Here is a 21,802-nt window from a genome sequence, read left to right as displayed (position 1 = left end):
ATGTCGCCTCATCGGATCTGCTTCGCGGGCGCCATGTGGCCACCCCTGGTGTCTGGGATTTTACCGTTCACGATGTCGTCATGGGATACCGGGTGTCCGGGATCGGTGGGGGATCCGCCCAGCGCCTCGGCTCCGGATTCTCCCTTGACTCCGGACGGGCCGTAGCCGGTGATGACATCGCCTGCGCCAGCACCTGCCCCCTTCGTGACCACGATGTCATCGCCTTGCCGGAATATGAGATTTCCGCGGTTGCCTTCGGAGAGGTATACCGCGTCCGGGTTCTTCAGGATCTCCAAGACTCGTTCGTCGCTGTCGAAGTGTGGATGGTAGTTGCTGGACTTTCTCAGCTTGCCCTCTTGGGCGCGCTCGATGATCTTGTCCACGGCAGCCTTGGCCTTCGCTACCGGGCACTTGGGTGCGAGGCCTAGCGGGTCGCTCCACGTGTACGGGTTGTGCACGTAAGCGCCGGGGTTGAATGCCGGTCTGAGACCGAGGGGATCCGGCGTGATGTAGCGGGCGGTTTCCGGGTCGTAGTAGCGGAAGTGGTTGTAACTGAGGCCGGTTTCCGGGTCTGCGTATTGGCCGGGGAAACGGAGTGGGCACTCCATGCCGCTTTGTGGTGCAGGCAGGGGTGTGCCCCAGACAGTGGTGCGGAGTTGCCAGTCAAGGGCGCCATCGGGCGTGACCAGTTCGGTGGGCGTGCCGACCAGGTCCGTGATGATCGCGTGGAAGCGGGTGTCGTACTCGGACTGGTGGGTGGTGTCAGAGAAGACAAGGGGTGAGTGGGCGCTCTGCGGAACGTTTTCAAGCCCGTGGTGGGTGGATTGGGATATCGGACGGTCGGTTCCCGGCGCATAGTCCCAGGTCGTCGCAGTTCCATCCGAGGTGATCTGCTCAGCCAGGCGAGTAGTGTCCCAGGTGAAGAGAATGTCCTCGGTGACCGTGCCGTCGTCTTGGAGGAGCTGTTTTGCGGTGCGGCGGCCGAGGGGGTCGTAGATGTAGTACCAGCGGTCGCCCTGCGGAGTGGTGGCCTTGGTGAGGCGGTTTTCGGCGTTCCAGACATACGTCCAGGTACGTGTCTGGCCATTGAGCAGCTTGCGGGTGCGGCGGACCAGGCGGCCGACGGCGTCGTGTTCGTAGATGGTCCGGCCCGCGCGGCGAATCATGGTGCCTTCGTAGACACGGTCGCCTGCTGCGGCGTGGTCGGGCGCGGTGGCGTGGGTTTGGTTGCCTGCCGTGTCGAAAGCGTACTTCTCCGTCCAGCCGTGTGCCTGGACTCCCGTCACCCGCCCCATGGGGTCGATCGTGAAGTTGCGTGTACCGGCGGTGAGTTCGCGGATTTGGGTGACGTATCCATCAGGGCGGTAGGTGTAGGTGCGATGCTGGAGGAGGTCATGAGGCGAGGTGGCGATGGTCTGGGTAGCGAGGCGATCCGCTATGTCCCAGCCTTGGGTGAGGGCGACTTCTCCTGTGGTGCGTTGAGTTTCGCGGCCGGCGGCGTCGTGGGTGAAGGTGAGGGTGTGGCCGGCGGTGGTGAGGGTGGACGGGCGGCTTGCCGCGTCCCAGGACCAGATGGAGGTCAGCCCCGTGGGAGTGGTGCGGAGAGTGCGTCGGCCCAGGGCGTCGTATCTGTGGGTCGTGGTGTGGCCGTTGATGGTTTCCGAGATGACCCGCCCAAGTGGGTCGCGGTCCCGGGTCAGTTCCGTGGTTGGTGTGGCCGCATGGACCAGGGCGCCGTTTGCGTCATAGACGTAGGTCGTCTGCTCGCCGGTGGTCTCATCGTTCTGCGCGATGATGCGTCCGGCGGTATCGAGGGTGTACCGCAGGGTTTCGCCGAGAGCATTGGACCGGGCGGTGAGGCGCCCCGCGGCATCGCGCTTGTAGGTGTGTGTCGCGCCGTTGAAGTCGGTCTCCGTGATCAAGCGCCCTGCAGCGTCGTACGTGTACTGCCACTGCCCGCCCCGGGGGTTGGTGACGGTGGTGAGACGTAGTTCGGTGTCGTAGGTGAAGGCGTAGTGGGCGCCGTCCGGGTCGGTGCGAGTGGCGGGCTGATCGAAGTGGGTGTGGGTGTAGGTGGTGGTGTGTCCAGCCTGGTCGGTGTGGCGGGCCAGGTTGCCTTCGGTGTCCCATTGCCATACTTCGCGGCCGCCGTCGGGACTCTCGCGCCAGGCAGGTTTGCCTTCGATGGTCCAGCCGTGGCGGGTGGTGTGACCTAGGGGGTCGGTGACGGCCGTGACCTGGCCGTGAGGGCCTCGGCGGAAGTGCGTGGTGTGACCTAGGGGGTCGGTGATGGCGACTGGGAGGCCAGCAGCGTTGGTGGCGATCTGGGTGGGGTGACCCAGGGCGTCGGTGATCGCTGAGAGGTGGCCCTTCTCGTCGTACGCGTAATGAGTCGTGGCGCCTGTTGGATCGGTGGTGGCCGTGCGTGCCCCGCGGCCGTCGTAAACGTGACGCCACACCGAGCCGCCGGGCTCACGAATCTCGACAGGTAGGCCCTGGTCGTCGTAGACGGCTTCGGTCACGGTGCCATCGGGCCGCTCGACGGCGATCAGATGGTCCTGGTCGTCGTAGCGGTAGCGGATGGTGTGACCCAGAGGGTCTGTGATGGCGATGGGACGGCGGTTGGTTTCGTCCCATTCGGTGCGGGTGGTGTTGCCCAGCGGGTCGGTCTCAGCGATGACCTTGTAGGCATCGTTGCAGACGTAGGTGGTGGTGTTGCCCTGCGAGTCGGTGTAGTGCGTGGTGCGGGCTTGCGTGTCGTAGTGCAGGCGGCCGGAGAGGATGCCGTCCGAGCCGATGCCGCGCAGCACACGGCCTCGGTGATCGTAGACGTAGGCATAGGAGGTGCCATTGCGGTCCGTCCATGATGTGACGCGGTGTTCGTTGTCGTATTGGTACCGCAGCGCCTTGCCAGTGGAGTTGATGACCTCTGCCAGGTCCCCGGCTTTGGTGTAGCCGAAGGAGATCAGAGTGGTGCTGCGCTCATGGTCTTCGCCGTGCAGCAGGCGCAGGGCTGTGATCCGCAGCAGCTTCGGATCTGTGTCGATCGCGATGCGATAGCCACCGGAGTGGACGATCTCCGTGGGGGTGCCTTGCGGGGCGTAGGTGACGTCGATGCGGTCGCCTTCGCCGGTCCGGTCGGTGATCGCAGTCAGGGCGAGTTCTCGGCCGCCTCCTGGCAGTGGGGCGAAGTGGAGGGTTCGGTTGCGCTCCGGGATGGTGATGGTGAAGGTGCCGTCGGGTTTGCCGTCCCAGCACAGTGGCCAGCGGGGCCCAGAGCTTGGCGGGGTCGGTACGTCGGGTTCCGGTACCGGGTAGGTGAGGAGCATGCCGTCGTCCGTGATGTAGACGACGCCGGTGTCGTCGATTTCGAGGCGCTGGTCGAGTGTGCCGGCCCAGGTGTGGCCGAACCAGCCTCCGCAGGGGTGCCCGGAGACGTAGTGCCGTTCCAGGACCAGCGGCAGCGCACCGGGAAGGGTGACGTCGGTGGCGGACATGACCATCTCGCCGGTGGCCACGTCGATCGGCTCACCGGTCTTGGGCCGCTCCTCGTTGGGCGTGTTGTTCTTGGTCGGATCGCTGTCCGTCCGCTTGCGGGCGCTGCCGTCGCGGCGGAGTGCGCGTTCGCGGTTGAGTAGGCGTTGGGTGGCGTTCTTGGCCGCGTTGGCGCCGCGGCGTGCGGCGCCGGTGCCGCCGGTGGCAAGGGCGAGGAGGAGGTCGGGGGTGAGCTGGCCGGCGGCGCGGGCGGGGTTGCGCTGCCATTCGTCCCAGTTGGTGACGGCCTTGGCGAACTCCTTGGGGTGTTCGGCGGCGTAGGCGACGCCGTCTGCGGTGCTTGCCAGCTGCAGACCGAGACCATCGGGCCCGTCGTGGACGAGGTCATCGAAATCGTCGTACCAGCCGCCCAGGGTGTCGGCGGTTCCGCCGGCGTAGTCCCCGAGGGTCTGCTTGAGCTTGTCCCAGCCTTTGGGGGCCGGGGGTTTGTCCGGGGCTTCCTTGGCGGCTTTGTCGAGTTTGCGTTTGGCCGTGTCGATGACGAGTTGGAGTTCGCTCTCCAGCTTGTCCAGTCGGCTGTAGCAGCCTTCCAGTGCCGCCAGGCCCGGGTCGTCCTGCGGCGGGCGTTCCGGCAGCGGATCGTCCTTCCGGTCGACCGCGGCGTTGTAGTCCGTGACCTTGTTCCAGTAACGCTTGGAGGCGGCCCGGGCGTCGTCCGCGTCCTCGATGATCGGCTTGACGCGGTTGTGGACCGAGCGCAGCTTTTCAGCGTAGTCGTCCAGGGCGTTCGCGGCCGCTTTGAAGTAGGTCTGGGCGGATTCCAGCTCCCTGGGAAGCTTCCGGGTCGCGTCCTGGAAACCCTCCGCACCGGCCCCGGTCCAGTCCATCAGGGACAGGACATCCAACTTGTCCTGCCCGTCCTTGAACGCGCCGGCGTACGCGCGGAGTTTGACCGCCAAGTCCTCGATATCCGACGGACTGCCGTAGATAACCTCTGATGGCTTCGCCCCCTGAGGTATCCGCTCGGTCGTGCCACCCTCTGTCGCATCGCGCTGGGTCATGCGATTGTTCCCTTCGACCCGCCATCGACTTCCCAGCCGCCGTCGTAGCGCTTGCGGGGGTTGGTGGGCACGTCCTGGGTGCCGCCGGTCCCGCTGTCGTCGAGCCACGGCTCCTGATAGATCTCAGGCGGCGGATCGAACTTCGGCCGGGACCCGGCCTGCCACGCCTTGATACCCGCTTCTCCGAAGGGCAGCTTGGCCATGTTGTCCGCGGTCGGTGTGAAGTCCTTGATGCGCAGTAGGTCGGCCATGATGTAGGCGGCGATGACCTGCCGGAGTGTCTCGACCACGGTGCCCGTGTGCTCGGCCACCCGCCCCATACCGAAACCCCAGGACGAGAGCATCTTCTCGGCCGAGTCATAGATGTCGAAGTCGGCCGAATTCTGGATGGTCTCGGCCAGCGTCTTCCAGTCGCCCTTGATCTTGCGGGCGGCGACGACGGACTCCTCCAGCGGCGTTAGCACCTTACGCACCGACGCTATCTCGATCCTGTAGCCATCACCCGGCTTCGGACCACCGGAGCTCGATGCTCCCCCGTCATGCTCTGCCACTGCGCTCCCCCTGACCATCGGTGGACTGGAGCGCTTCGGTGTCCAGCACGAACGCCCGTGGGCTCAGCGGGTCCACCAACGCGCAAACGCCCTCGGGCAGCAGTTCCACCAGATCTTCCACGGTGGTCGACGCCCACCCGCACGGCCCGGCGAAGAGCGCGAGCCGTTCCAAGGAGGTGAAGACCGGCACCACCGGCCCCTGTGCCGTATCCGAGACCAGGAAGCCCGGCTCGTCCGGCCGCTGAAAATACAGCCGCGCCGAACGCAGCGCCGCCAGCCGCTCCGAACGAGGCCTCGACGCGGCCATTTCGTCACGGATCAGATCACGTAACGACAACTCTTCCCTCCCCGGCCCACTCGGGTCGTCACTGAATGAACACCCGCCGTGAATCCTCGCACACACGTCCCACATTCCCTGTGAGTCCACGCCTGCGGGGGCGCACGGGGTTGCCACTTGACGACTGCGGCGTTTTGACTTCGTGTGGAGCCTGACGGTGCGACAGGTCCGCGAGAGTCTTAAAATGGAAGATAACGGGTGAATTGGCGCACCGCTGGGGGTCAAGGGGTCGCAGGTTCAAATCCTGTCGTCCCGACCAGCGTTTTCGCAGGTCGGAGGCCGTTTCTGCGGGTAGCGGGAGCGGCCTTAACCGTTTCCGGGCTGGGAGCAATGGGGAGCCCTCTGGGAGCCCTCGTGCTCCCAACTCGCAGACGTGTCAATGCCGCCCGGTTTGTCCGTCACCCGATCCGGTACACCTACAGTGCTGTACCGCGCTCCTGTGCGCCGTTGTCAACCACAGGGCACCAAGGTCACCCCACCGCTATGGATGCTCTCGGCATCGAGAGGCATAAGGACCCCTTGTCGGCTCTCGACCCCCTTTCGGGGTGGGAGCACGTCGTTGTGCTCCCCATGCGACAGGAGGGGAGCTGTCGGGTGATGACCTTGGTCGGCGTGTTTCCGCAGGCGGCCGACGCTCGGGCGTTGCGGCTACAAGGTGCCTGCCGGGCCAAGGCGAGGCAAAGCCCCTTGCCGTCCGCCGGCAGACGGGGCACTCCCAGGGAGTGAGCGCCGTATCGGGCTCTGTGGCGCAGTAGCGAGACGGTCGGCTGGGGGCTTCGGTGTGAATAATAGTGTGCCAAGCAGACCAGCTTCCGTAGGTCCACTTCCGTGTCACCGGACGGCGATGCTAACGCAGCAGCGTTCCGGGGGTGACCAGCCGGTGTGCTCGAAGTTTCCTCGGCAGGAGTCGGGCCTCGGCCTTCGGTACTGGTGGGCTCTCTTATTCAACTGTCGTTGCGGGGCGGCTGGTGGTCTTGTCGTGCCAGCCGAGAGCGTCTGCGACGACGGGTGCGGGAAGTTCGAGGAGTTGCTGTCGAATGGCGGCGCCGCGCGCGGCGGCGATCGGGATTCCGACCTTGTTCAGGAGCGCGGACAGGTGGTTGGGGCCGAGTGACTGGCCGGTCCGGCGGCCGGGTTAGAGCCAGCGGGACGCCGGGTTGGTGGCGGTGTTCATGTTGCCGCGGTTCGTGATGTGCTCCAGCAGCGGGGCGGCGACCGGCGCGGGAACGGGCGAGGGCGGCTCGCCGAGTCGTAGCAGCACGGCGTCGCCGTCGCGGATGAAGTCGTCGAGGGTGAGCCGGACGACGCGGCTCAGCGGTTGTGCGTAGAGGAGAACGATGACTCCGGCGACGCGGAGTCGTATCGGTATCTCCGTATCGGTCAGAAGCCTGCCCAGGGTGGCGAGGAGTTCGTCTTCGCTCCGGAGAACTGCGACAAACTGGACGCGGCTCTCCGGCCGTTTATCGAGAAAGGCCGGAACCTGGGCCGTATGAAGGAGACGGGCCGGGTGCGCAGGGGCGCCGCGGACGGTCCCAGTGCGGAAGAGGTTCGTGCATGGGCTCGCGAGAACGGCCATGAGGTGAACGACCGCGGTCGCGTCCCCAAGGAAATCCGAGACGCGCTCGACGCCTCCCACTGACCCTGCGGGTGCCGATAAAACATCCGGCCTGGTCATGCGGCACGTCCGTACTCGTGGAGGGTTCCGCCGAGTCGGTCTCGTCGGTCGATTTTCAGGTGGGCGAGTTGGGCTTGTTGGGTGATGGGTGCGGGTAGTGGGCGGCATGGAGCGGCTTGTTCCAGGGCCCTGTGCGGGCGGTGCTCGTTGTAGAAGGATTCGTACTCGCGCAGTGCGTGGAGGAGGTGGCTCTGGTTCCAGATCAAGGTCCGGTCCAGGAGTTCGGTGCGGCAGGTCTGTATCCAGCGCTCCATGACCGAGTTCATCCGTGGTATCCGAATACCGGTGGTGACGACCTTGAGACCGGCATCGGCCATGAGGACGTCGAAGGCAGTTGTGAACTTCGAGTCCCGGTCGCGGATCAGGAACCGTGCCCTCGCACCCGCGTCCTCGAGATCCATCAGCAGGTTGCGTCCGAGCTGCACGATCCACTCCGCGGTGGGGTGTGCCGTGGCGCCGAGGATCCGGATGCGACGGGTGGTGTGCTCGATGACAGCGAAGACGTAGAGGCGCGCCCCCGTCAGAGTGCGGACTTCGAACAGATCGCAGGCGAGAAGAGCCTTGGCCTGGCTGCGGAGAAAGTCGGCCCAGGTGGTGCTCTGCCGTGCGGGTGCGGGCGGGACGCCATGCTCGCGGAGGATCTCCCAGACAGTGGAGGCGGCGACCCTGATCCCCAGTGCGGCGAGTTCGCCGTGGATCCGGCGATATCCCCTCGAGGCATTTTCCCTGGCCAGGCGCAGGGTCAGGGCGCGGATCGATCGGATGGTGCGTGGGCGTCCGCGTCGCTTGGGTACGCAGGTCGTGGCATGGCGTCGCCTGAGCAGATTGCGATGCCAGCGCAACACTGTGTCGGGGCGGACCAGCAGCAGAAGGTGCCGCAGTCTGTCTTTGGGGAGGTGGTGGAGCAGGCCGGCGAGGATGGCGCGGTCGCTGTCGGTGAGGGTCGGTTTGCCGACCTGGCGCTGGAGGACGAGCAGTTGGTGCCGGAGTACGAGGATCTCGATGTCCTTGTCTCTGTCGCTCATCGGCAGGAGGCGTAGGAAGGCAAGGGCGTTGGTCGCGGTGAGGTAGGCCAGGCGCAGCAGCACGACAGATCATGATGCCGCCAGGACCCTGAGCGGGTGAAGGCACCCGGCGTGAAGGTCGAGGAGAACTGGAGATCCGCGATCAGTCTCCCGACCTGCGTGGATGATTTATCGGCACCCGCAAAGTTCCCCGACCTGTTCGATGCCGTCCTGGCGGATGCGGGGATCGAGGTCGTGCTCAGCGGCGTTCGGATGCCGAGAATGAACTCGATCATGGAACGGTGGGTGCAGACCTGCCGACGCGAACTCCTGGACCGCACCTTGATCTGGAACCACCGGCACCTGCTCCACGCCCTACGAGAGTTCGAGCAGTTCTACAACGCACACCGACCACACCAGGGCATCGCCAACGCCCGCCCACTGCACCCATTACCTGCGCCGATCGACGACCCGGACACATTAGCCCGCCTCGACATCCGACGACGTGATCGCCTCGGCGGCCTCCTCCACGAATACCAGCATGCCGCATGACCTGCACGGATGAAGTTATCGGTAAGCACAGGGCAGCCGATCAGCAGTCGTCAGCTCATGCGTAAAGTCACCGCACTGGGAATGCGGGCGCGGCCTGCCCGCAACACCACGCTGATGGAGCTCTCTGCCGAGCTTCCCGCCATCGTCCTCAGCCGCCTACTCGGCATCCACATCTCACGGGCTGAGAAGTGGACCAAGGAGGCGGGATCCATACGAGCTGGCTATGCTGCCGAGCTCTCCCGCCGGAAGGCATTCCGCAGTTCCTCATAGTCAGCGTTTGATGTGGTTACGGACGGCCAGGACCGCAAGGCCGAGAAGGACGGGCTCGGTTACGCGGGACGCCATCTCAATGTGGGTGCCTGCGGTGGTCAAGTCCTGTCCGCTGGAGCGGAACACGACTGAGTTGAGCGTCACGTTGAGGGCCTTCTCGAAGCGATCGCCGGTGAACCTGTTCCCGGTGGGGTTTTGCGGGTCGTCCTTTTCTATCTCGAAGGTGACCCTGCCTCCGCCGGGCAGCATGGCGACAGTCGCTTCCTGCTTCGGGGAGTCCTTCGGGAGTCCGAAGCCCACCAGCAGCACGATGGTGACGAGCATGGCGGTAGCGAGTCAGCCCAGAGCACGGGAGGCGCGCAAGCTGTAGCCGGACAGTGTCCCAAAGCCGTGCACCAGTCCGCGTTCGGGGCGGGTGGTGCCGGTGCGGTCGTGGGGGCGCATCTCCATCTCGCCGTAGTAGAAATCGGCGGCCCCCGGTTTGCTCTTGCCATCCTCGAACGCCTTGCGCAGCGCCCGGTACGCCGGACCGACATGAACGGCTCCGAGCACTGCCACGTTCCAGCCCCGGGCTGCTGGCTGGCTTGCACGCCAGTGATGTTCTTCGGCAAGGGTGCGGCGATGGGCGTACCGCATGGGGCGTCAGCGCAGCCAGTACGTGCTGGGCGGGACATTGTCGAAGGAGCAGGTGCCCTCCAGTCGCAACTGGTCCAGATGCACGGTCGCGGGCAACTAGAGGTCCTTGATCTGTGTATCGGCGATAGCGAGGGCGATTTCGGGGCCGTAGGCGGAGGAAGGTGACTGGAAGCCCGGTGTGAAGGAGCCGGCGAGTACGCGGCGGGCGATTTCCACGGAGGACAGCTGGGTGTATCGGTAGCCGGTGGGTGTGTCGATGATGGAGCGGGCCACGCTGCCGTTCCGGCCGGTCACTTCGGCGACGACCTTGCTGCGGCCTACTTCCCGTTCCTGGGCGGTGGGTCCGTCGGGCAGTGCGGAGAGGTCAAGGTCGATGGGCAGTGGCTGCCCGGCTTGGACGTAGACCTCGATCGAGGGGATGCCGGTGGCGAAGTGGCTGGTGATCAGGTCGCCCATGGATGCGGACACGGCTTCTTCGGGGCCGTTGTCGCCGAAGTCGAAGGAGGCGACCTTCGGCTCCGGCAAGGCGACGATGTCTCCGTCGGTGCGGACGAGTACTCCCAGGTCGCCGATGCCTTCGGTTGCGCTGATGATGGATCCGCGGGAGAAGAGGTTCAGGCCCTGGGCCTCTTCGGGGGTGGCGCTGAGGAGTTTGAGGGCGAGGCGGAGGCTGACGGGGTCGGTGACGCGCGTGGCGGTGTGGGTGGCGATGCTGTCGCTGGGGACGACGTCCCACCCGGCGCCGGGCATGAGCATCACGCCGGCTGCCTGGGCCTCGGTGTGCCGGGAGTGTGCGGCGGCGAAGACGTCGTATTCGGCGGTGGTGTCGACGTAGTGGACGCCGGCGTTGATGCTGGCGTCCATCAGCGGGCGTGCGGTGTGGCGGAAGGGTCCGGCGACGTTCAGGACCACGGTGATGTCGTCGAGCGCGGCGTGCAGGATCTGTGGGTCGTCGAGTGCGAACGCGCGGCTTTCGACGCCGAGTTCTTTGCCGAGCGCGGTGACGCGCTCCCGGTTGCGGCCTGCCACGACGACATCGAGGCCCGACTGCTTGGCGTGTTCCGCGACGAGCTTGCCGGTGTAGCCGGTAGCTCCGTAGACGAGCAGGCGGGGGATGGCTGCCATGGTGTGCTCCTGTGAGAAGAATGCTGAGGGGGAAGGCCCGGCCAAACGGTTCGATGCTCGGCGGTGTGTGCCTCGTATTCAGGCTAGGAGCAGATCCGGACAGCTTCGGTCCTGGTCTCTCCCGGGCTGATGTGTGGCGCCCGGCGGGTTGTTACTGCGTCTCGCCGGAACCCGGTCGTGGTGCGTCGTTGCCGCGATAGAGGGCGTCGAGGCGGGCGAGCAGTGCTTCGCGGACGGAGTCGGGGGACAGGACTTCCAGCGGTGTGCGCAGGCTGAGCAGGTAGCCGGCGAGTTGGTCAGGTTCGGCTCCGCCGATGGTGATGATCGTGTGGTCCGGTCCGTCGGGTTCGTGGGTGGCGACGATGGGGGCCACCAGCCGTCGGGAGTCGTCGAAGGACAGCGGGAGCCGTACGCGGGCGAAGAAGGGGTAGCCGGTGCGGGTGATGGTGTCGGAGACCAGCCGGGCTGCGTCCGGGGCATCGCTCAGGTCCACCATGTCGCCGGTGGACTCGACGTCGACCACCCGGTCGGCACGGAAGGTCCGCCAGGTGGCATGTTCGACGTCGCGGGCCACGAAGTACCAGTGGACGCCGGTGTGGACCAGGCGGTACGGGTCGACGCACCGGACCGTGGTGGTGCCGTGCGCGTCGCGGTAGGTGAGTGTGGCGCGTTCGGATGCCCGGCACACGGAGGCCAGCAGGAACAGCACATCGGCGGAGGCCCGGGGGGACTCGCAGCGCGGGGTGTGTTCGACGGTGGCGTCCAGGCTCTCCAGGCGCTTCGCCATCCGGGCGGGCAGGATCTGCCGCAGCTTCAGCAGGGCCGACAGGGCTGCCGGATCGGCGCCTAGTGCCGCGCCCTGTGCTGCTTCCCGCAGCGCCATGGCCACGGCGAACACCTCGTCGTCGTCCAGGTTCAGCGGCGGCATGCGGTTGCCGGCGCCGAAGCGGTAGCCGCCGCCCGGGCCGGGGATCGACTGAACGCCGTAGCCGAGTTCGCGCAGCCGGTCGATGTCCCGGCGTACCGTGCGCTCGGTGACGTCCAGGTGCCGGGCCAGCTCCGCGTTCGACCAGGTGGGCCTGGACGAGAGCAGTGAGACCAGGCGCAGCAGCCGGGCAGAGGTAGTGATCACGGAACGAACCTACTCGGGTGCCACGGGCGGCGCGGTCACGTGTACCTGGCGCTCAGGGCAGAAAGCCGCCGTCTCAGCGGTGCCGCTTCGGTGGGGCATCATGCGGTGCTCGCACCGCGCTCGGCCGGCGTCCTGAGGGATTCGATCGCGGCGGCGCTGGCGCTGCCGGGCTCGGGAACGCCGACCAGGAGCTGCTGTCCGGGGGCGTCATGGACGTCAAAGGTCTGGTAGGTCAGTTCGATGCGGCCGGTCTCGGGGAGCACGAACACCTTGAACGCGCGGGCCATGTTCTCCACCTCGTTGTCCTGCCACAGTTCCCGGAACTTTGCTGATGTCGCGGACAGTTCGGACACGAGGTCGATGATGCCCGGGTCGTCGGGGAATCGGCCCCCGTGCAGTCGCAGGGCCTGCACGGTGGCGCGCGCCACCGTCGGCCATTCGACGAAGACCTCGCGCGCTCGGGGGTGGTGGAACAGTACGCGGACCATGTTCGAGGTGCCGTCGAAGGGGGCGAGGAGCACGGCGGCGACGGCGTTCTTCGCCAGGATGTCGAAGGCCGGGCTCAGCACGTAGGCGGCGGCCGCAGGGAAGGCGTCCAGCAGGTGCAGCAGGGAGGGGTGGACCAGATCGCGGTCCGCGGCCGAGGTGAGCGCCGGGTGCAGGCCCGCCAGCCGGAAGAGATGGGTGCGCGCATCCGGCATCAGCCGCATGGCCCGCCCGACCGCGTCGATGACCTGCGGTGAGGGGTTGCGCTCACGCCCCTGCTCCAGGCGCGCGTAGTAGTCGACGCTCACCCCGGCCAGGACAGCTACTTCCTCCCGGCGCAGCCCTTTCACTCTGCGGCTGCCGCCGCCGGGGGGCAAGCCCACGTCGGCGGGCTCGGTGCGGGCGCGGTTCGCCCGCAGGAAGGCGCCGAGTTCGTTCTGTGCTTGCTGCATTTTCCGACCTACTGGCTCGTGAGGGACGGCGGAAAGGGGCGACGAGGAAAACGGCGCTGTGGCCGGTGCTACCGGACGCTGCGCCCCTCTGCCAGGACGGCACGCGCCGTCCGCATCAGGTGATCGCGCACTGAGGCGGGATCGTCCAGGTTGCCCCCGGCCATCGCTCCGTCCCGCAGCAGCACCAGCACGGCGGTGGTGTGCTCGCTGTCCGGACAGCCCGCGGCGGCGACGAGGTTCTGGACGGTCTGCCGGAACCAGGACCGGTGGGCCTGGACGGCTTGCCGGACGGGGTGCTCGGGGTCGGGGTACTCGGCGGCGGCGTTGATGAACGGGCAGCCCCGGAATCCGGGGCCGCAGATCTCCTCCCCGATGCCTGCCATCAACATGATGAGCAGGGCTTCGGGATCAGTGGTCGTCCGGAAGGCCTCCGTCACCGCTGACCTGATTTGCTGGTCGCGCTGCTCGACATGGGCGAGTACGAGGTCTTCCTTGCTGGGGAAGTGCCGGTAGAAGGTGGCCCGGGTGACCTGGGCCTCGGCGATGATGCGGTCCACGCCGACGTGGCGGATGCCGTCGGCGTAGAAGACGTTGGAAGCCGTCTCCAGCAACCGGGTACGGGCCGGAGACGCTGCCGCGGAGGAGTGGGATGCGTTCACAGCCCCACTGTACTGGAACGGCCGTTCTACCCGGATCCGCCCCGCGCGACTCGTCCCCTCACCCTGTCTCAATGCCCTGCCTCTGTATGCCTCACAAGCGGTCAACAGTGAGGTGTGCGGAGCCACTCGCTATCCACATGTCACGTTGACCGCCGGGACAGTGCGCGCTACGGTCCAAGGCGGAGAGAACGTTCTGTCTCCCTAAGATTCTGCGGGCTTCCTCCTGCCACTGATGCGAAGAAGGCACACCCATGTCCCGTCGTCACACCCAGCCCGCGCGCCGTTCGCGCCGCGCCCTGCTCGCCCTTGCCGCTGCTACCGCCCTGGCCGCCGCCGCGGTGCCGACCCTTGCCCATGGCGCGTCCGGTGCGGGGCCGGCGGCTGTCTCGGCTGCCGGCACCTCTTCGCACGCGGCCACCAAGCCGACCGTTGTGCTCGTGCACGGCGCCTGGGCCGACTCCTCCAGCTGGAGCCCGGTGATCGACCGGCTGCAGGCCCAGGGCTATCCCGTGCAAGCGCTCGCCAACCCCCTGCGCGGGCTCGCCTCTGACGCCGCCTACGTCAAGAGCCGCATCGAGAGCATCGACGGCCCCGTGGTCCTGGTCGGACACTCCTACGGCGGCGCGGTCATCAGCGAGGCGGCCGCCCAGGAGCACAACGTGAAGGCACTCGTCTACGCCGCTGCCTTCGCCCCGGCCAAGGGCGAGACGGTCGGCGCGCTGGCCGCCAAGGACCCGGGCTCCCACGCCACCCCCGACGCGCTGAATCCCATCCCCTTCGACGCGGGCAACGGCGCGAGCGGCGTGGACGTGTACATCAAGCCCGACAAGTACCGTGACGTGTTCGCCGGTTCCCTGTCCGCGCGCAAGGCCAACAGCCTTGCCGCCGTGCAGCGGCCGATCAACGCCGCGGCGCTGGAGGAGACCGTCACCGACGCCGCCTGGCAAGACATCCCCTCCTGGTACTTGATGACGCGCCAGGACCACGCCCTGCCCCCGGCCACCCAGCGCTTCATGGCCGAGCGCGCCCATGCGCACATCGCCGAGGTCAACGCGCCGCACGCCGTGATGCTCACCCGCCCGGACACCGTGACCAGCCTGATCCTGCACGCCGCGACGGCCACCCGCTGACACAGGGAGGGCCGCTCACGCGACCTCGCTGACCCCTGCGCCCCTCACACCCCCCCCTACCTGGGAACATCCCCACACGACTCGTCCGGGCAATCCGCGCGAGTCGTGTGGCCTCGCATGAGGAGATACATATGGCCGGCTCGATCGACACAGGCAACCTGGCACCTGAATTCGTCCTCTCCGGAGGCGTGCTGAAGGGAGATGAGTTCACCCGGGGGACCTACACGTTCATCGCCGCGCGCGAACACCCCCTGGTGCTCGCCTTCTATCCCCAGGACAACTCGGGCGTCTGCACCAAGCAGCTGTGCTCCTACTCCAGCGGTCTTGAGCAGTTCACTGATCTGGGTGCGGAGGTCTGGGGCATCAGTCCCCAAGACGTCGACAGCCATGAGGAATTCGCCCGCAAGAACGACCTCCGTCTGCCCCTGCTCAGCGATCCGGATCGCGAGGTGGCCAGGTTGTTCGGCATCGCGGCCCCCGGCGTCGGCCTGCGCCGCTCGGTATTCCTGATCGTACCGGGTGGACGGATCGCCTGGAAGCACACGGCACTCGTCGGACTCACCTACCAGCCCCTGGAAAAGCTCACCGCCGAACTCGCTCTCCTCTGAACGACCGACCGGGAGCACCGGCCACACCCCCCCCGCCATGACGGGCACACCATCCCGGCGCGGCTGGGGCGCCCCGTGCCCTGGAGGCCCGCGGAGCGCGCGGTACCGGGCGGACCACGATCGGCCCCGTTGCCGCCCGCAGCCGGCGATGCGCGGATCCAGCCCCGGGCCGGACCGCTGAACCTGGGTGTGTCACACCCAGGTTCACACGTCCTTCCTGGCCCGGCGCAGCGGAGAAAGACTCAGGGTGCCCGCCCGGACGGGGCGGGCACGATCCTCCGCTGAAAGGCCACTGCCATGTCTTCTGCCTCCCTCTCCAGCGCCCGGCAGATCGAGAACCTCATCGCCCGGTACTCGCACCTCGTGGACGAGGGCGACTTCGCAGGATTCGGTGCTCTCTTCGATGAGGCCGACTTCGTGTCCGGGGAGATGAGCCTGCGCGGCGCGAAGGCCATCGAGGACCTGATCGGCTCGATGCTCGTCGTCCACGACGACGGGACGCTGCGTACCCGGCACATCACGACGAACATCCTCATCGAGGTGAACGAGGACGACGACACTGCCGTCGCGGGCTCCTACTACAACATCCTCCAGTCGGTGCCCGGTCTCCTGCCGCTGCAGATGGTGGCGGGCGGCCGGTACCGCGACCGCTTCCAGCGGCGGGAGGGCGCGTGGTCTTTCGCCCGGCGGGAGGTCACCATCGACTTCACCGGCGACACCCGCTACCACCTCAAGGAACAGCCCGCCGTCTGAAGTTCGTCGGCGGGCACGCCCTGTAGGGGTGCGCTGCGCCGGGAAGGAACGCAGATGCGCATGCAGGTACCGGCCGCGCCGCCCCCGGGCTCCGCGCGCGACAACGGCGCGCGGTCACAGGACAACCCGCTTGGGGAGTTCCTGCGGACCACACGCTCCCGGCTGATGCCCGCGGACGTCGGCCTGAGCACCGGCCGTCGTACCCGCAGGGTCGAGGGTCTTCGCCGGCAGGAGGTGTCCGTCCTGTCGGGAGTCAGCGCCGACCACTACAGCCGGCTGGAGCAGGGCCGGGAGCGAAACCCCTCGCCCCAGACGGTCGAAGCCCTCGGCCGGGCGCTGCAGTTGGCGCCGGACGCGCGAGCCCATCTGTTCCGTCTCGCCGGACTCAACCCGAGTCTGCGCTCCGACTGCGCACGCGAGCGTGTGCCGCCACCACTCCTTCAGCTGTTGGAGGCATCCCACCAGGCAGCGGCTTACGTGCTGAGCCCCTGCCTCGACATCCTGGCGGCCAACGCCCCGGCACAGGCCCTGCTGTCACCCTTCACCGACGGCGCCGAGTGCGCTGGCGGCGCACTGAACCTGACCCGGATCCTCTTCACCCACCCGCGGGCAAAGACCTACTTCGCCCAGTGGCCCCTGGCCGTGACCGTCTCCCTGCTCGCCCTGCGCCGCAATGCCCTTTGGTTGCCGGACGACACCGAGATCGAGGACCTCATCGCCGAACTGTCACCACAAATGGCCGACTTCACCGGCCACTGCGCGGGCGACACGGCAACCGCACTCGACCGCGCGTACGGGACCGTCGTCCACCCCGCTGCCGGGCGCATCGAGCTCACCTACCGCGTCGTCAGCGCACCGGCCGCCCCGGGACAGCAACTGCTGATCGGAACTCCCGCCCCGGGCGGCCGCAGCGCACAGGCCCTCACCTACCTCACGGCCATGGGCCCACAGCACCCCTGACAGTCGTGCACACCCCAGTCGTTCCACGCCGCACAGGCACCACAGAAAGAGAGCAGCATGAACGCGCAAGCGCACATCGGCGTCACCGGACTCGCGGTGATGGGCCGCAACCTGGCCCGCAACTTCGCCCGCCACGGCTACACCGTCGCCGTCCACAACCGGACCGCGGCCCGGACCCGGTCCCTCGTGGAGGAGTTCGGCGATGAGGGCACTTTCGTGCCGGCCAAAACGGCGCGGGAGTTCGTGGACGCCCTGCAGCGCCCACGCCGACTCATGATCATGGTGCAGGCGGGGGTCGCCACGGACGCGGTCCTCGACGAGTTCGCCCTGCTCCTGGAGCCCGGCGACATGATCATCGACGGTGGGAACGCCCACTTCGCCGACACCCGCCGCCGAGAGGCCGCCCTGCAGGAGCGCGGCATCCACTTTGTCGGAGCGGGCATCTCCGGCGGCGAGGAGGGCGCGCTCAACGGGCCGTCCATCATGCCGGGCGGCTCCAAGGAGTCCTACGCCGTCCTCGGCCCCATGTTCGAGACGATCAGCGCTCACGTCGACGGGGAGCCCTGCAGCACCCACATCGGGTCCGATGGCGCCGGCCACTTCGTGAAGATGGTCCACAACGGCATCGAGTACGCCGACATGCAGCTCATCGCGGAGGCCTACGACCTGCTGCGCCAAGTAGCGCAGTACAGCCCCGCCGAGATCGCCGGAATCTTCCGCACCTGGAACAAGGGGCGCCTGAACTCCTACCTGATCGAGATCACCGCCGAGGTCCTCTCCCACACGGATGCCGGCACCGGGCGCCCGTTCGCCGACGTGATCGCCGACGCGGCGGGTGAGAAGGGCACCGGCCGCTTGACCGTGCAGACCGCACTGGACCTGGGATCCCCCGTCACCGCCATCGCGCAGGCGACCTTCGCCCGCGCCGCGTCCAGTCAGCCGGCATTGAGGGCCGCTTACCGGCCGCTGCCCGGCGGCACACCGATCCCGCTGACACGGTCCGAGGCCGAGCGCTTCACGGCCCAGGTGGAACAGGCGCTGTACGCCTCCAAGGTGATCGCCTACGACCAGGGCTTCAAGATGATCCAGGACGCCGCCCTTGCCTACCGCTGGGACATCGACTTCGGAGCGGTGGCCGGCATCTGGCGGGGCGGCTGCATCATCCGCGCCGCCTTCCTCGACCGCATCCGCACCGCCCACGCGGCCGACCCCCACCTCGTCAGCCTGCTTGCCGAGCCGGCCTTCGCACAGGAGATCACCGCGGCCCAGGTCCCCTGGCGCGAGGTGGTCGCCACCACCGCCCGGCGCGGCGTGCCCACCCCCGCATTCACCGCGGCCCTGTCCTACTACGACACCCTGCGCGCCGAACGGCTGCCCGCCGCACTGATCCAGGGACAGCGCGACTACTTCGGCGCCCACACCTACCAGCGCACCGACAAGGAAGGCAGCTTCCACACCCACTGGGCGCGGCCCGACCGCCCCGAGACGCACATCTGAGCGTCAGGCCTCGGCCGGCACCGACCAGCCGACACCGGCCTCCACGCCCCCGGCCGAGCACTGCGTCGCACCGAGCCTCGATCCCGAACGTCTCCAGCGACGCAGAGAGTGGTCTTCGCACAGGTCCGGGCCCTTGCCTGGGTGCGGGACACCCACCCTCACACAGCCTCCCTCTTCACTGCCCCGTGAGCGAGTGTGGTGTCCACAACCCACCGCTCTCTTTCAGAAGGAACACCATGTCTCTCACCTCGTACCGCACCCTGGGCCGCTCCGGTCTGCGCGTGAGCCCGCTGGCATTCGGCGCGATGAACTTCGACGACGGCAGCTGGGGCTCCGCCCCCGAAGCCTCGTTCGCGCTCCTCGACCACTACCGCGACGCCGGCGGCAACTTCGTGGACACCGCCAACATGTACAACAAGGGCGCCTCCGAGGAGACCCTGGGCCGCTACTTCGACCAGCGTCCCGGAGCCCGGGACCGCGTCGTGCTGGCGACGAAGTTCGGCGGCAACATGGCGGCCGACGACCCGAACTCCGGCGGAGCCAGCCGCAAGGCGATCCGTGCCCAACTCGACGCCTCCCTGCGCCGGTTGAACACCGACTACATCGACCTGTACTGGATGCACCAGTGGGACCGGCACACCCCGATGGAAGAGACCCTGTCCACCCTGACCGACCTGGTACGTGCCGGGAAGATCCACGCCATCGGGCTGTCCAACGTGCCGGCCTGGTGGGTCGCGGAGGCCGCCGCTACCGCCCGGCTGCGCGACTGGGAGGCCATCGCCGCCCTCCAGGTGGAGTACTCCCTGCTGGCCCGCAGCGTAGAAGGGGAAACCTTCGGCGCCGCCCGCCGCTTCGGGCTCGGCATCACACCGTGGAGCCCGCTGGCCAGCGGCACCCTGTCCGGCAAGTACTCACGCACCGCCACCGAGGTCGCCGGCTCCGGGCGCACTGCCTACGCCGCCGCCTACCTGGGCGAATCCACCTTCACCCTCCTCGACGCTCTCGAAAAGATCGCCCAGAGCCTTGGCACGACCGTCGCCGCCGTGGCGCTCGCCTGGGTCCGTCAGCGATCCGAGGTGACCTCCACGCTCATCGGCGCCCGCACACAGGAGCAGCTGATCGCGAATCTGGCCTCACTGGACGTCATGCTCACCGAGGCGCAGGTCGCCGAACTGGACACCCTCACGGCGCCCAGCCTCGACTACCCGCACAACATGATCGAGTCCATGGTCGGCTTCCAGCAGGGCGACACCACGATCAACGGCCTGGCCGCCGAGGCATTCGTCCGCTGACCCCGCACGGGCGTCGAGAACCGAGCCTGACTCCCCGGCTCCGGAGCGAGACACTGCCACTCGCCCGAACACCTGGCAGGCCAGCACCGCCGGCGTCGAACGACACCGTGCTACGAGAACGGGACACATCATGGCCGAGACACTCGAAATCACCACCTTGCGCCCTGCTGCGGGCCGCACCGCCAAGGACTTCGTCGAGGCGAACGCCGACATCAACGCCTACCTCCAACGCCAGCCCGGATTCCTGTGGCGACGTATCGTCGGGACCAACGACGGACGCATCATCGACATCGTTGCCTACGACAGCCTGCCGCACGCACGCGCCGGCGCGGCCGGCATCACCGGAGAGATGGCGGACTCTCCCGTACACGCGACGATCGACCACGACAGCGTCGACTGGCAGATCACCACCGCGCTGCAGTACCGCATGTGAGGACCCGCCCATGCCCTTCGCCGACGAACTCATCGGCCGCCACACCGCCCGCAGCCTCACCCGCGCGATCCGGGCCGCCGCCCCGCAGGCCGAGCTCACGGCATTGCGCGCGGCGTCCCGGCAGATCGACGTACTGTCCCTGCGCGAGCGCGCCGACCTGCTGCGCGATGCGCTGCTCGCGGACCTTCCCGGCGACTACGCCGCACTGGCGCGCACCGTCCGCATCGCCCGCGAGGACGCGCAGTTCACCGGCTGGCTGATCTGGCCCGTCATCAGTGCTCTCGCCACCCGCGCTGTCCAGGAGGGCGAACCGGCGGCCTTCGACGACGCGATGGAGCTGCTCGCGAGCCTCACCGGGCGCCTGTCCTCGGAGTTCGCCATCCGGACCCTGCTCCGGCACGATCTCGACCGGGCCCTTGGCATCATCATCGGCGGCTGGACCGGCTCGCCCGACGCCGACGTGCGCAGGCTCGCCTCCGAAGGCACCCGCCCCTACCTTCCCTGGTCGGTACGGGTGCCGGACATCCTGGCCCGCCCCGCAGCGACCATCCCCATCCTGGACGCCCTCTACCGGGACGAGAGCGAGTACGTGCGCCGCTCGGTCGCCAACCATCTCAACGACCTCAGCCGCGACCACCCCGAGGTCGTTCTCGGCGCAGCCCGCCGCTGGCTGGACCACCCCGAGACCACCACCGCACGCCTGGTGCGCCACGGGCTGCGCACCCTCGTCAAGCGCGGCCACCCCGGTGCTCTGGAACTGCTCGGCTTCGCTCCCGCAGCCTTGGAGGTCGACGGTCCTGACCTGGACCGGGACACCGTCCCGTTCGGCGGAACGGTCCGCTTCACCGCGTCGATCCGCAACATCGGCGATGCCCAGGCGCGACTCGCGATCGACTACGTCGTGCACCACCGCAAGGCCAACGGAGCACAGAGCGGCAAGACCTTCAAGCTCACCACCCGCACCCTCGCACCGGGCGAACAGATCCAGGTCACACGGGAGTACTCGTTCCGGCCGATCACGACACGCCGCTACTACCCCGGACGGCACGCGATCTCCCTTCAGATCAACGGAGTCGAGTCCGACCGCGCCGAATTCGAACTGACCGCCGCGCCCACCCGCTGACGCGGCGAACCAAAGGTGCGGCGCCCGCCGCACCACGGCCAGACGCTCGATAAGGATCCCGTCCGCTCGCCTGCTCACGACGAACGTCACCCATCCGCCGACGAACCCCGGCCACGGCAGCGACAAACCAGGACTAAAAGCGTCCTGATCTGCCTCTAGCGTCGTAGGTGACGCAGACAACCACCCGGAATGGAACCACCATGAACCACACACCTGCTCACGATGACCAGGCCGGACTTGTCGAGACCGACGACAGGGCCCTCAAGGTCCGAGCTCAGTACGAGCAGATCGAACAGCGCGTGCTGGGCCGGACCTGGACACTGCCGGAACTGGCGGTCGGCTTCACCAATGACGCCGCCTACGTCGGTCGTCTGGTTCTCGCCGCCGAACGCACGTGGGGCATCGACGGTGACGTGGATGCCGAACTGCGGCACAAGCTCGCCGAATGCCTCTGGTGGGTCTTTGTGCTGGCCGACCGGCTCGACGTCGACATGCCGGAGGCCTACGCGGCCACCATGGAAAAGATCGACTCTGGTCTGCAGCAGACTCTGCGTGGCATGGATGCCTGAGC

At 67.7% G+C, this 21,802-nt stretch carries 22 protein-coding genes; 11 read left to right on the top strand and 11 right to left on the bottom strand.

The features are described 5' to 3' along the window. Positions 1-8: 8 nt before the first annotated feature. The 4 genes from STRVI_RS30535 to STRVI_RS55680 form a co-directional block, all read right to left on the bottom strand. On the bottom strand, positions 9-4,556 hold the full coding sequence (locus STRVI_RS30535; protein WP_014059438.1) for a putative T7SS-secreted protein: 4,548 nt from the start codon (positions 4,554-4,556) through the stop codon (positions 9-11). Further along, positions 4,553-5,107: a hypothetical protein gene (locus STRVI_RS30530; protein ID WP_043236793.1), complete on the bottom strand. Its 555-nt coding sequence runs from the start codon at positions 5,105-5,107 to the stop codon at positions 4,553-4,555. The genes STRVI_RS30535 and STRVI_RS30530 overlap by 4 nt, the downstream gene beginning before the upstream one ends. Next, a complete protein-coding gene (locus STRVI_RS30525; protein WP_251982774.1) occupies positions 5,094-5,414 on the bottom strand; it encodes an SseB family protein in 321 nt (106 codons plus the stop codon). The genes STRVI_RS30530 and STRVI_RS30525 overlap by 14 nt, the downstream gene beginning before the upstream one ends. 1,165 nt (positions 5,415-6,579) lie before the next feature. Beyond that, a complete protein-coding gene (locus tag STRVI_RS55680) occupies positions 6,580-6,705 on the bottom strand; it encodes a hypothetical protein (protein WP_286012063.1) in 126 nt (41 codons plus the stop codon). A gap of 228 nt (positions 6,706-6,933) precedes the next feature. Between STRVI_RS55680 and STRVI_RS56505 the strand changes: the two genes are divergently transcribed. After that, positions 6,934-7,083, top strand: coding sequence for an Lsr2 family DNA-binding protein (locus STRVI_RS56505; protein WP_435532629.1), 150 nt, complete (start codon positions 6,934-6,936; stop codon positions 7,081-7,083). Positions 7,084-7,115: 32 nt separating this feature from the next. Here the strand turns inward: STRVI_RS56505 and STRVI_RS30510 are convergent, their stop codons facing one another. Continuing rightward, positions 7,116-8,207 carry an integrase core domain-containing protein gene (locus STRVI_RS30510; RefSeq protein ID WP_014059434.1) on the bottom strand — a complete coding sequence of 364 codons (1,092 nt, stop codon included), beginning with the start codon at positions 8,205-8,207 and terminating at the stop codon, positions 7,116-7,118. 33 nt (positions 8,208-8,240) lie between these two features. On the opposite strand from STRVI_RS30510, the gene STRVI_RS30505 reads away from it, so the two are divergent. After that, positions 8,241-8,675 (top strand): integrase core domain-containing protein, encoded by a 435-nt coding sequence (locus STRVI_RS30505; protein ID WP_014059433.1) that lies wholly within the window; start codon positions 8,241-8,243, stop codon positions 8,673-8,675. Positions 8,676-8,945: 270 nt separating this feature from the next. Here the strand turns inward: STRVI_RS30505 and STRVI_RS56165 are convergent, their stop codons facing one another. From STRVI_RS56165 to STRVI_RS30480, 6 genes are all read right to left on the bottom strand, one after another. Next, on the bottom strand, positions 8,946-9,269 hold the full coding sequence (locus STRVI_RS56165; RefSeq protein WP_353477056.1) for a hypothetical protein: 324 nt from the start codon (positions 9,267-9,269) through the stop codon (positions 8,946-8,948). A 12-nt stretch (positions 9,270-9,281) separates the two neighbouring features. Continuing rightward, complete coding sequence (locus STRVI_RS56160; RefSeq protein ID WP_353477055.1) at positions 9,282-9,503, bottom strand: hypothetical protein; 222 nt, start codon at positions 9,501-9,503, stop codon at positions 9,282-9,284. A gap of 174 nt (positions 9,504-9,677) precedes the next feature. Next, positions 9,678-10,706, bottom strand: coding sequence for a saccharopine dehydrogenase family protein (locus tag STRVI_RS30495; protein WP_014059431.1), 1,029 nt, complete (start codon positions 10,704-10,706; stop codon positions 9,678-9,680). A 151-nt stretch (positions 10,707-10,857) separates the two neighbouring features. Beyond that, positions 10,858-11,838: a helix-turn-helix transcriptional regulator gene (locus STRVI_RS30490; protein ID WP_014059430.1), complete on the bottom strand. Its 981-nt coding sequence runs from the start codon at positions 11,836-11,838 to the stop codon at positions 10,858-10,860. A 98-nt stretch (positions 11,839-11,936) separates the two neighbouring features. Continuing rightward, complete coding sequence (locus tag STRVI_RS30485; protein WP_014059429.1) at positions 11,937-12,776, bottom strand: helix-turn-helix transcriptional regulator; 840 nt, start codon at positions 12,774-12,776, stop codon at positions 11,937-11,939. Between the two features lie 68 nt (positions 12,777-12,844). Then, a complete protein-coding gene (locus STRVI_RS30480) occupies positions 12,845-13,435 on the bottom strand; it encodes a TetR/AcrR family transcriptional regulator (RefSeq protein ID WP_043236786.1) in 591 nt (196 codons plus the stop codon). Positions 13,436-13,686: 251 nt separating this feature from the next. Between STRVI_RS30480 and STRVI_RS30475 the strand changes: the two genes are divergently transcribed. From STRVI_RS30475 to STRVI_RS30435, 9 genes are all read left to right on the top strand, one after another. Next, positions 13,687-14,565, top strand: coding sequence for an alpha/beta fold hydrolase (locus STRVI_RS30475; RefSeq protein WP_014059427.1), 879 nt, complete (start codon positions 13,687-13,689; stop codon positions 14,563-14,565). Positions 14,566-14,696: 131 nt separating this feature from the next. Continuing rightward, complete coding sequence (locus STRVI_RS30470) at positions 14,697-15,173, top strand: peroxiredoxin (protein WP_014059426.1); 477 nt, start codon at positions 14,697-14,699, stop codon at positions 15,171-15,173. A 297-nt stretch (positions 15,174-15,470) separates the two neighbouring features. Next, positions 15,471-15,926, top strand: a complete 456-nt coding sequence (locus STRVI_RS30465; protein WP_014059425.1) for a nuclear transport factor 2 family protein — start codon at positions 15,471-15,473, stop codon at positions 15,924-15,926. Between the two features lie 54 nt (positions 15,927-15,980). Next, positions 15,981-16,886, top strand: a complete 906-nt coding sequence (locus STRVI_RS30460; protein WP_014059424.1) for a helix-turn-helix transcriptional regulator — start codon at positions 15,981-15,983, stop codon at positions 16,884-16,886. Positions 16,887-16,943: 57 nt separating this feature from the next. Continuing rightward, complete coding sequence (gene gndA, locus STRVI_RS30455; RefSeq protein WP_014059423.1) at positions 16,944-18,383, top strand: NADP-dependent phosphogluconate dehydrogenase; 1,440 nt, start codon at positions 16,944-16,946, stop codon at positions 18,381-18,383. A 236-nt stretch (positions 18,384-18,619) separates the two neighbouring features. After that, the gene (locus STRVI_RS30450; protein WP_014059422.1) at positions 18,620-19,675 is read left to right on the top strand and encodes an aldo/keto reductase; all 1,056 of its coding nucleotides are present in this window, start codon (positions 18,620-18,622) and stop codon (positions 19,673-19,675) included. Between the two features lie 130 nt (positions 19,676-19,805). Then, on the top strand, positions 19,806-20,108 hold the full coding sequence (locus STRVI_RS30445) for a hypothetical protein (protein WP_014059421.1): 303 nt from the start codon (positions 19,806-19,808) through the stop codon (positions 20,106-20,108). Between the two features lie 10 nt (positions 20,109-20,118). Next, positions 20,119-21,231 (top strand): DNA alkylation repair protein, encoded by a 1,113-nt coding sequence (locus tag STRVI_RS30440; protein WP_014059420.1) that lies wholly within the window; start codon positions 20,119-20,121, stop codon positions 21,229-21,231. A 200-nt stretch (positions 21,232-21,431) separates the two neighbouring features. Beyond that, entirely contained in the window at positions 21,432-21,800 is a 369-nt protein-coding gene (locus tag STRVI_RS30435) for a hypothetical protein (RefSeq protein ID WP_014059419.1), read from the top strand. Positions 21,801-21,802 lie beyond the last annotated feature (2 nt).

Source organism: Streptomyces violaceusniger Tu 4113 (assembly GCF_000147815.2).
Taxonomy (GTDB): domain Bacteria; phylum Actinomycetota; class Actinomycetes; order Streptomycetales; family Streptomycetaceae; genus Streptomyces; species Streptomyces violaceusniger_A.
This window is presented reverse-complemented; position numbering and strand designations above follow the sequence as displayed.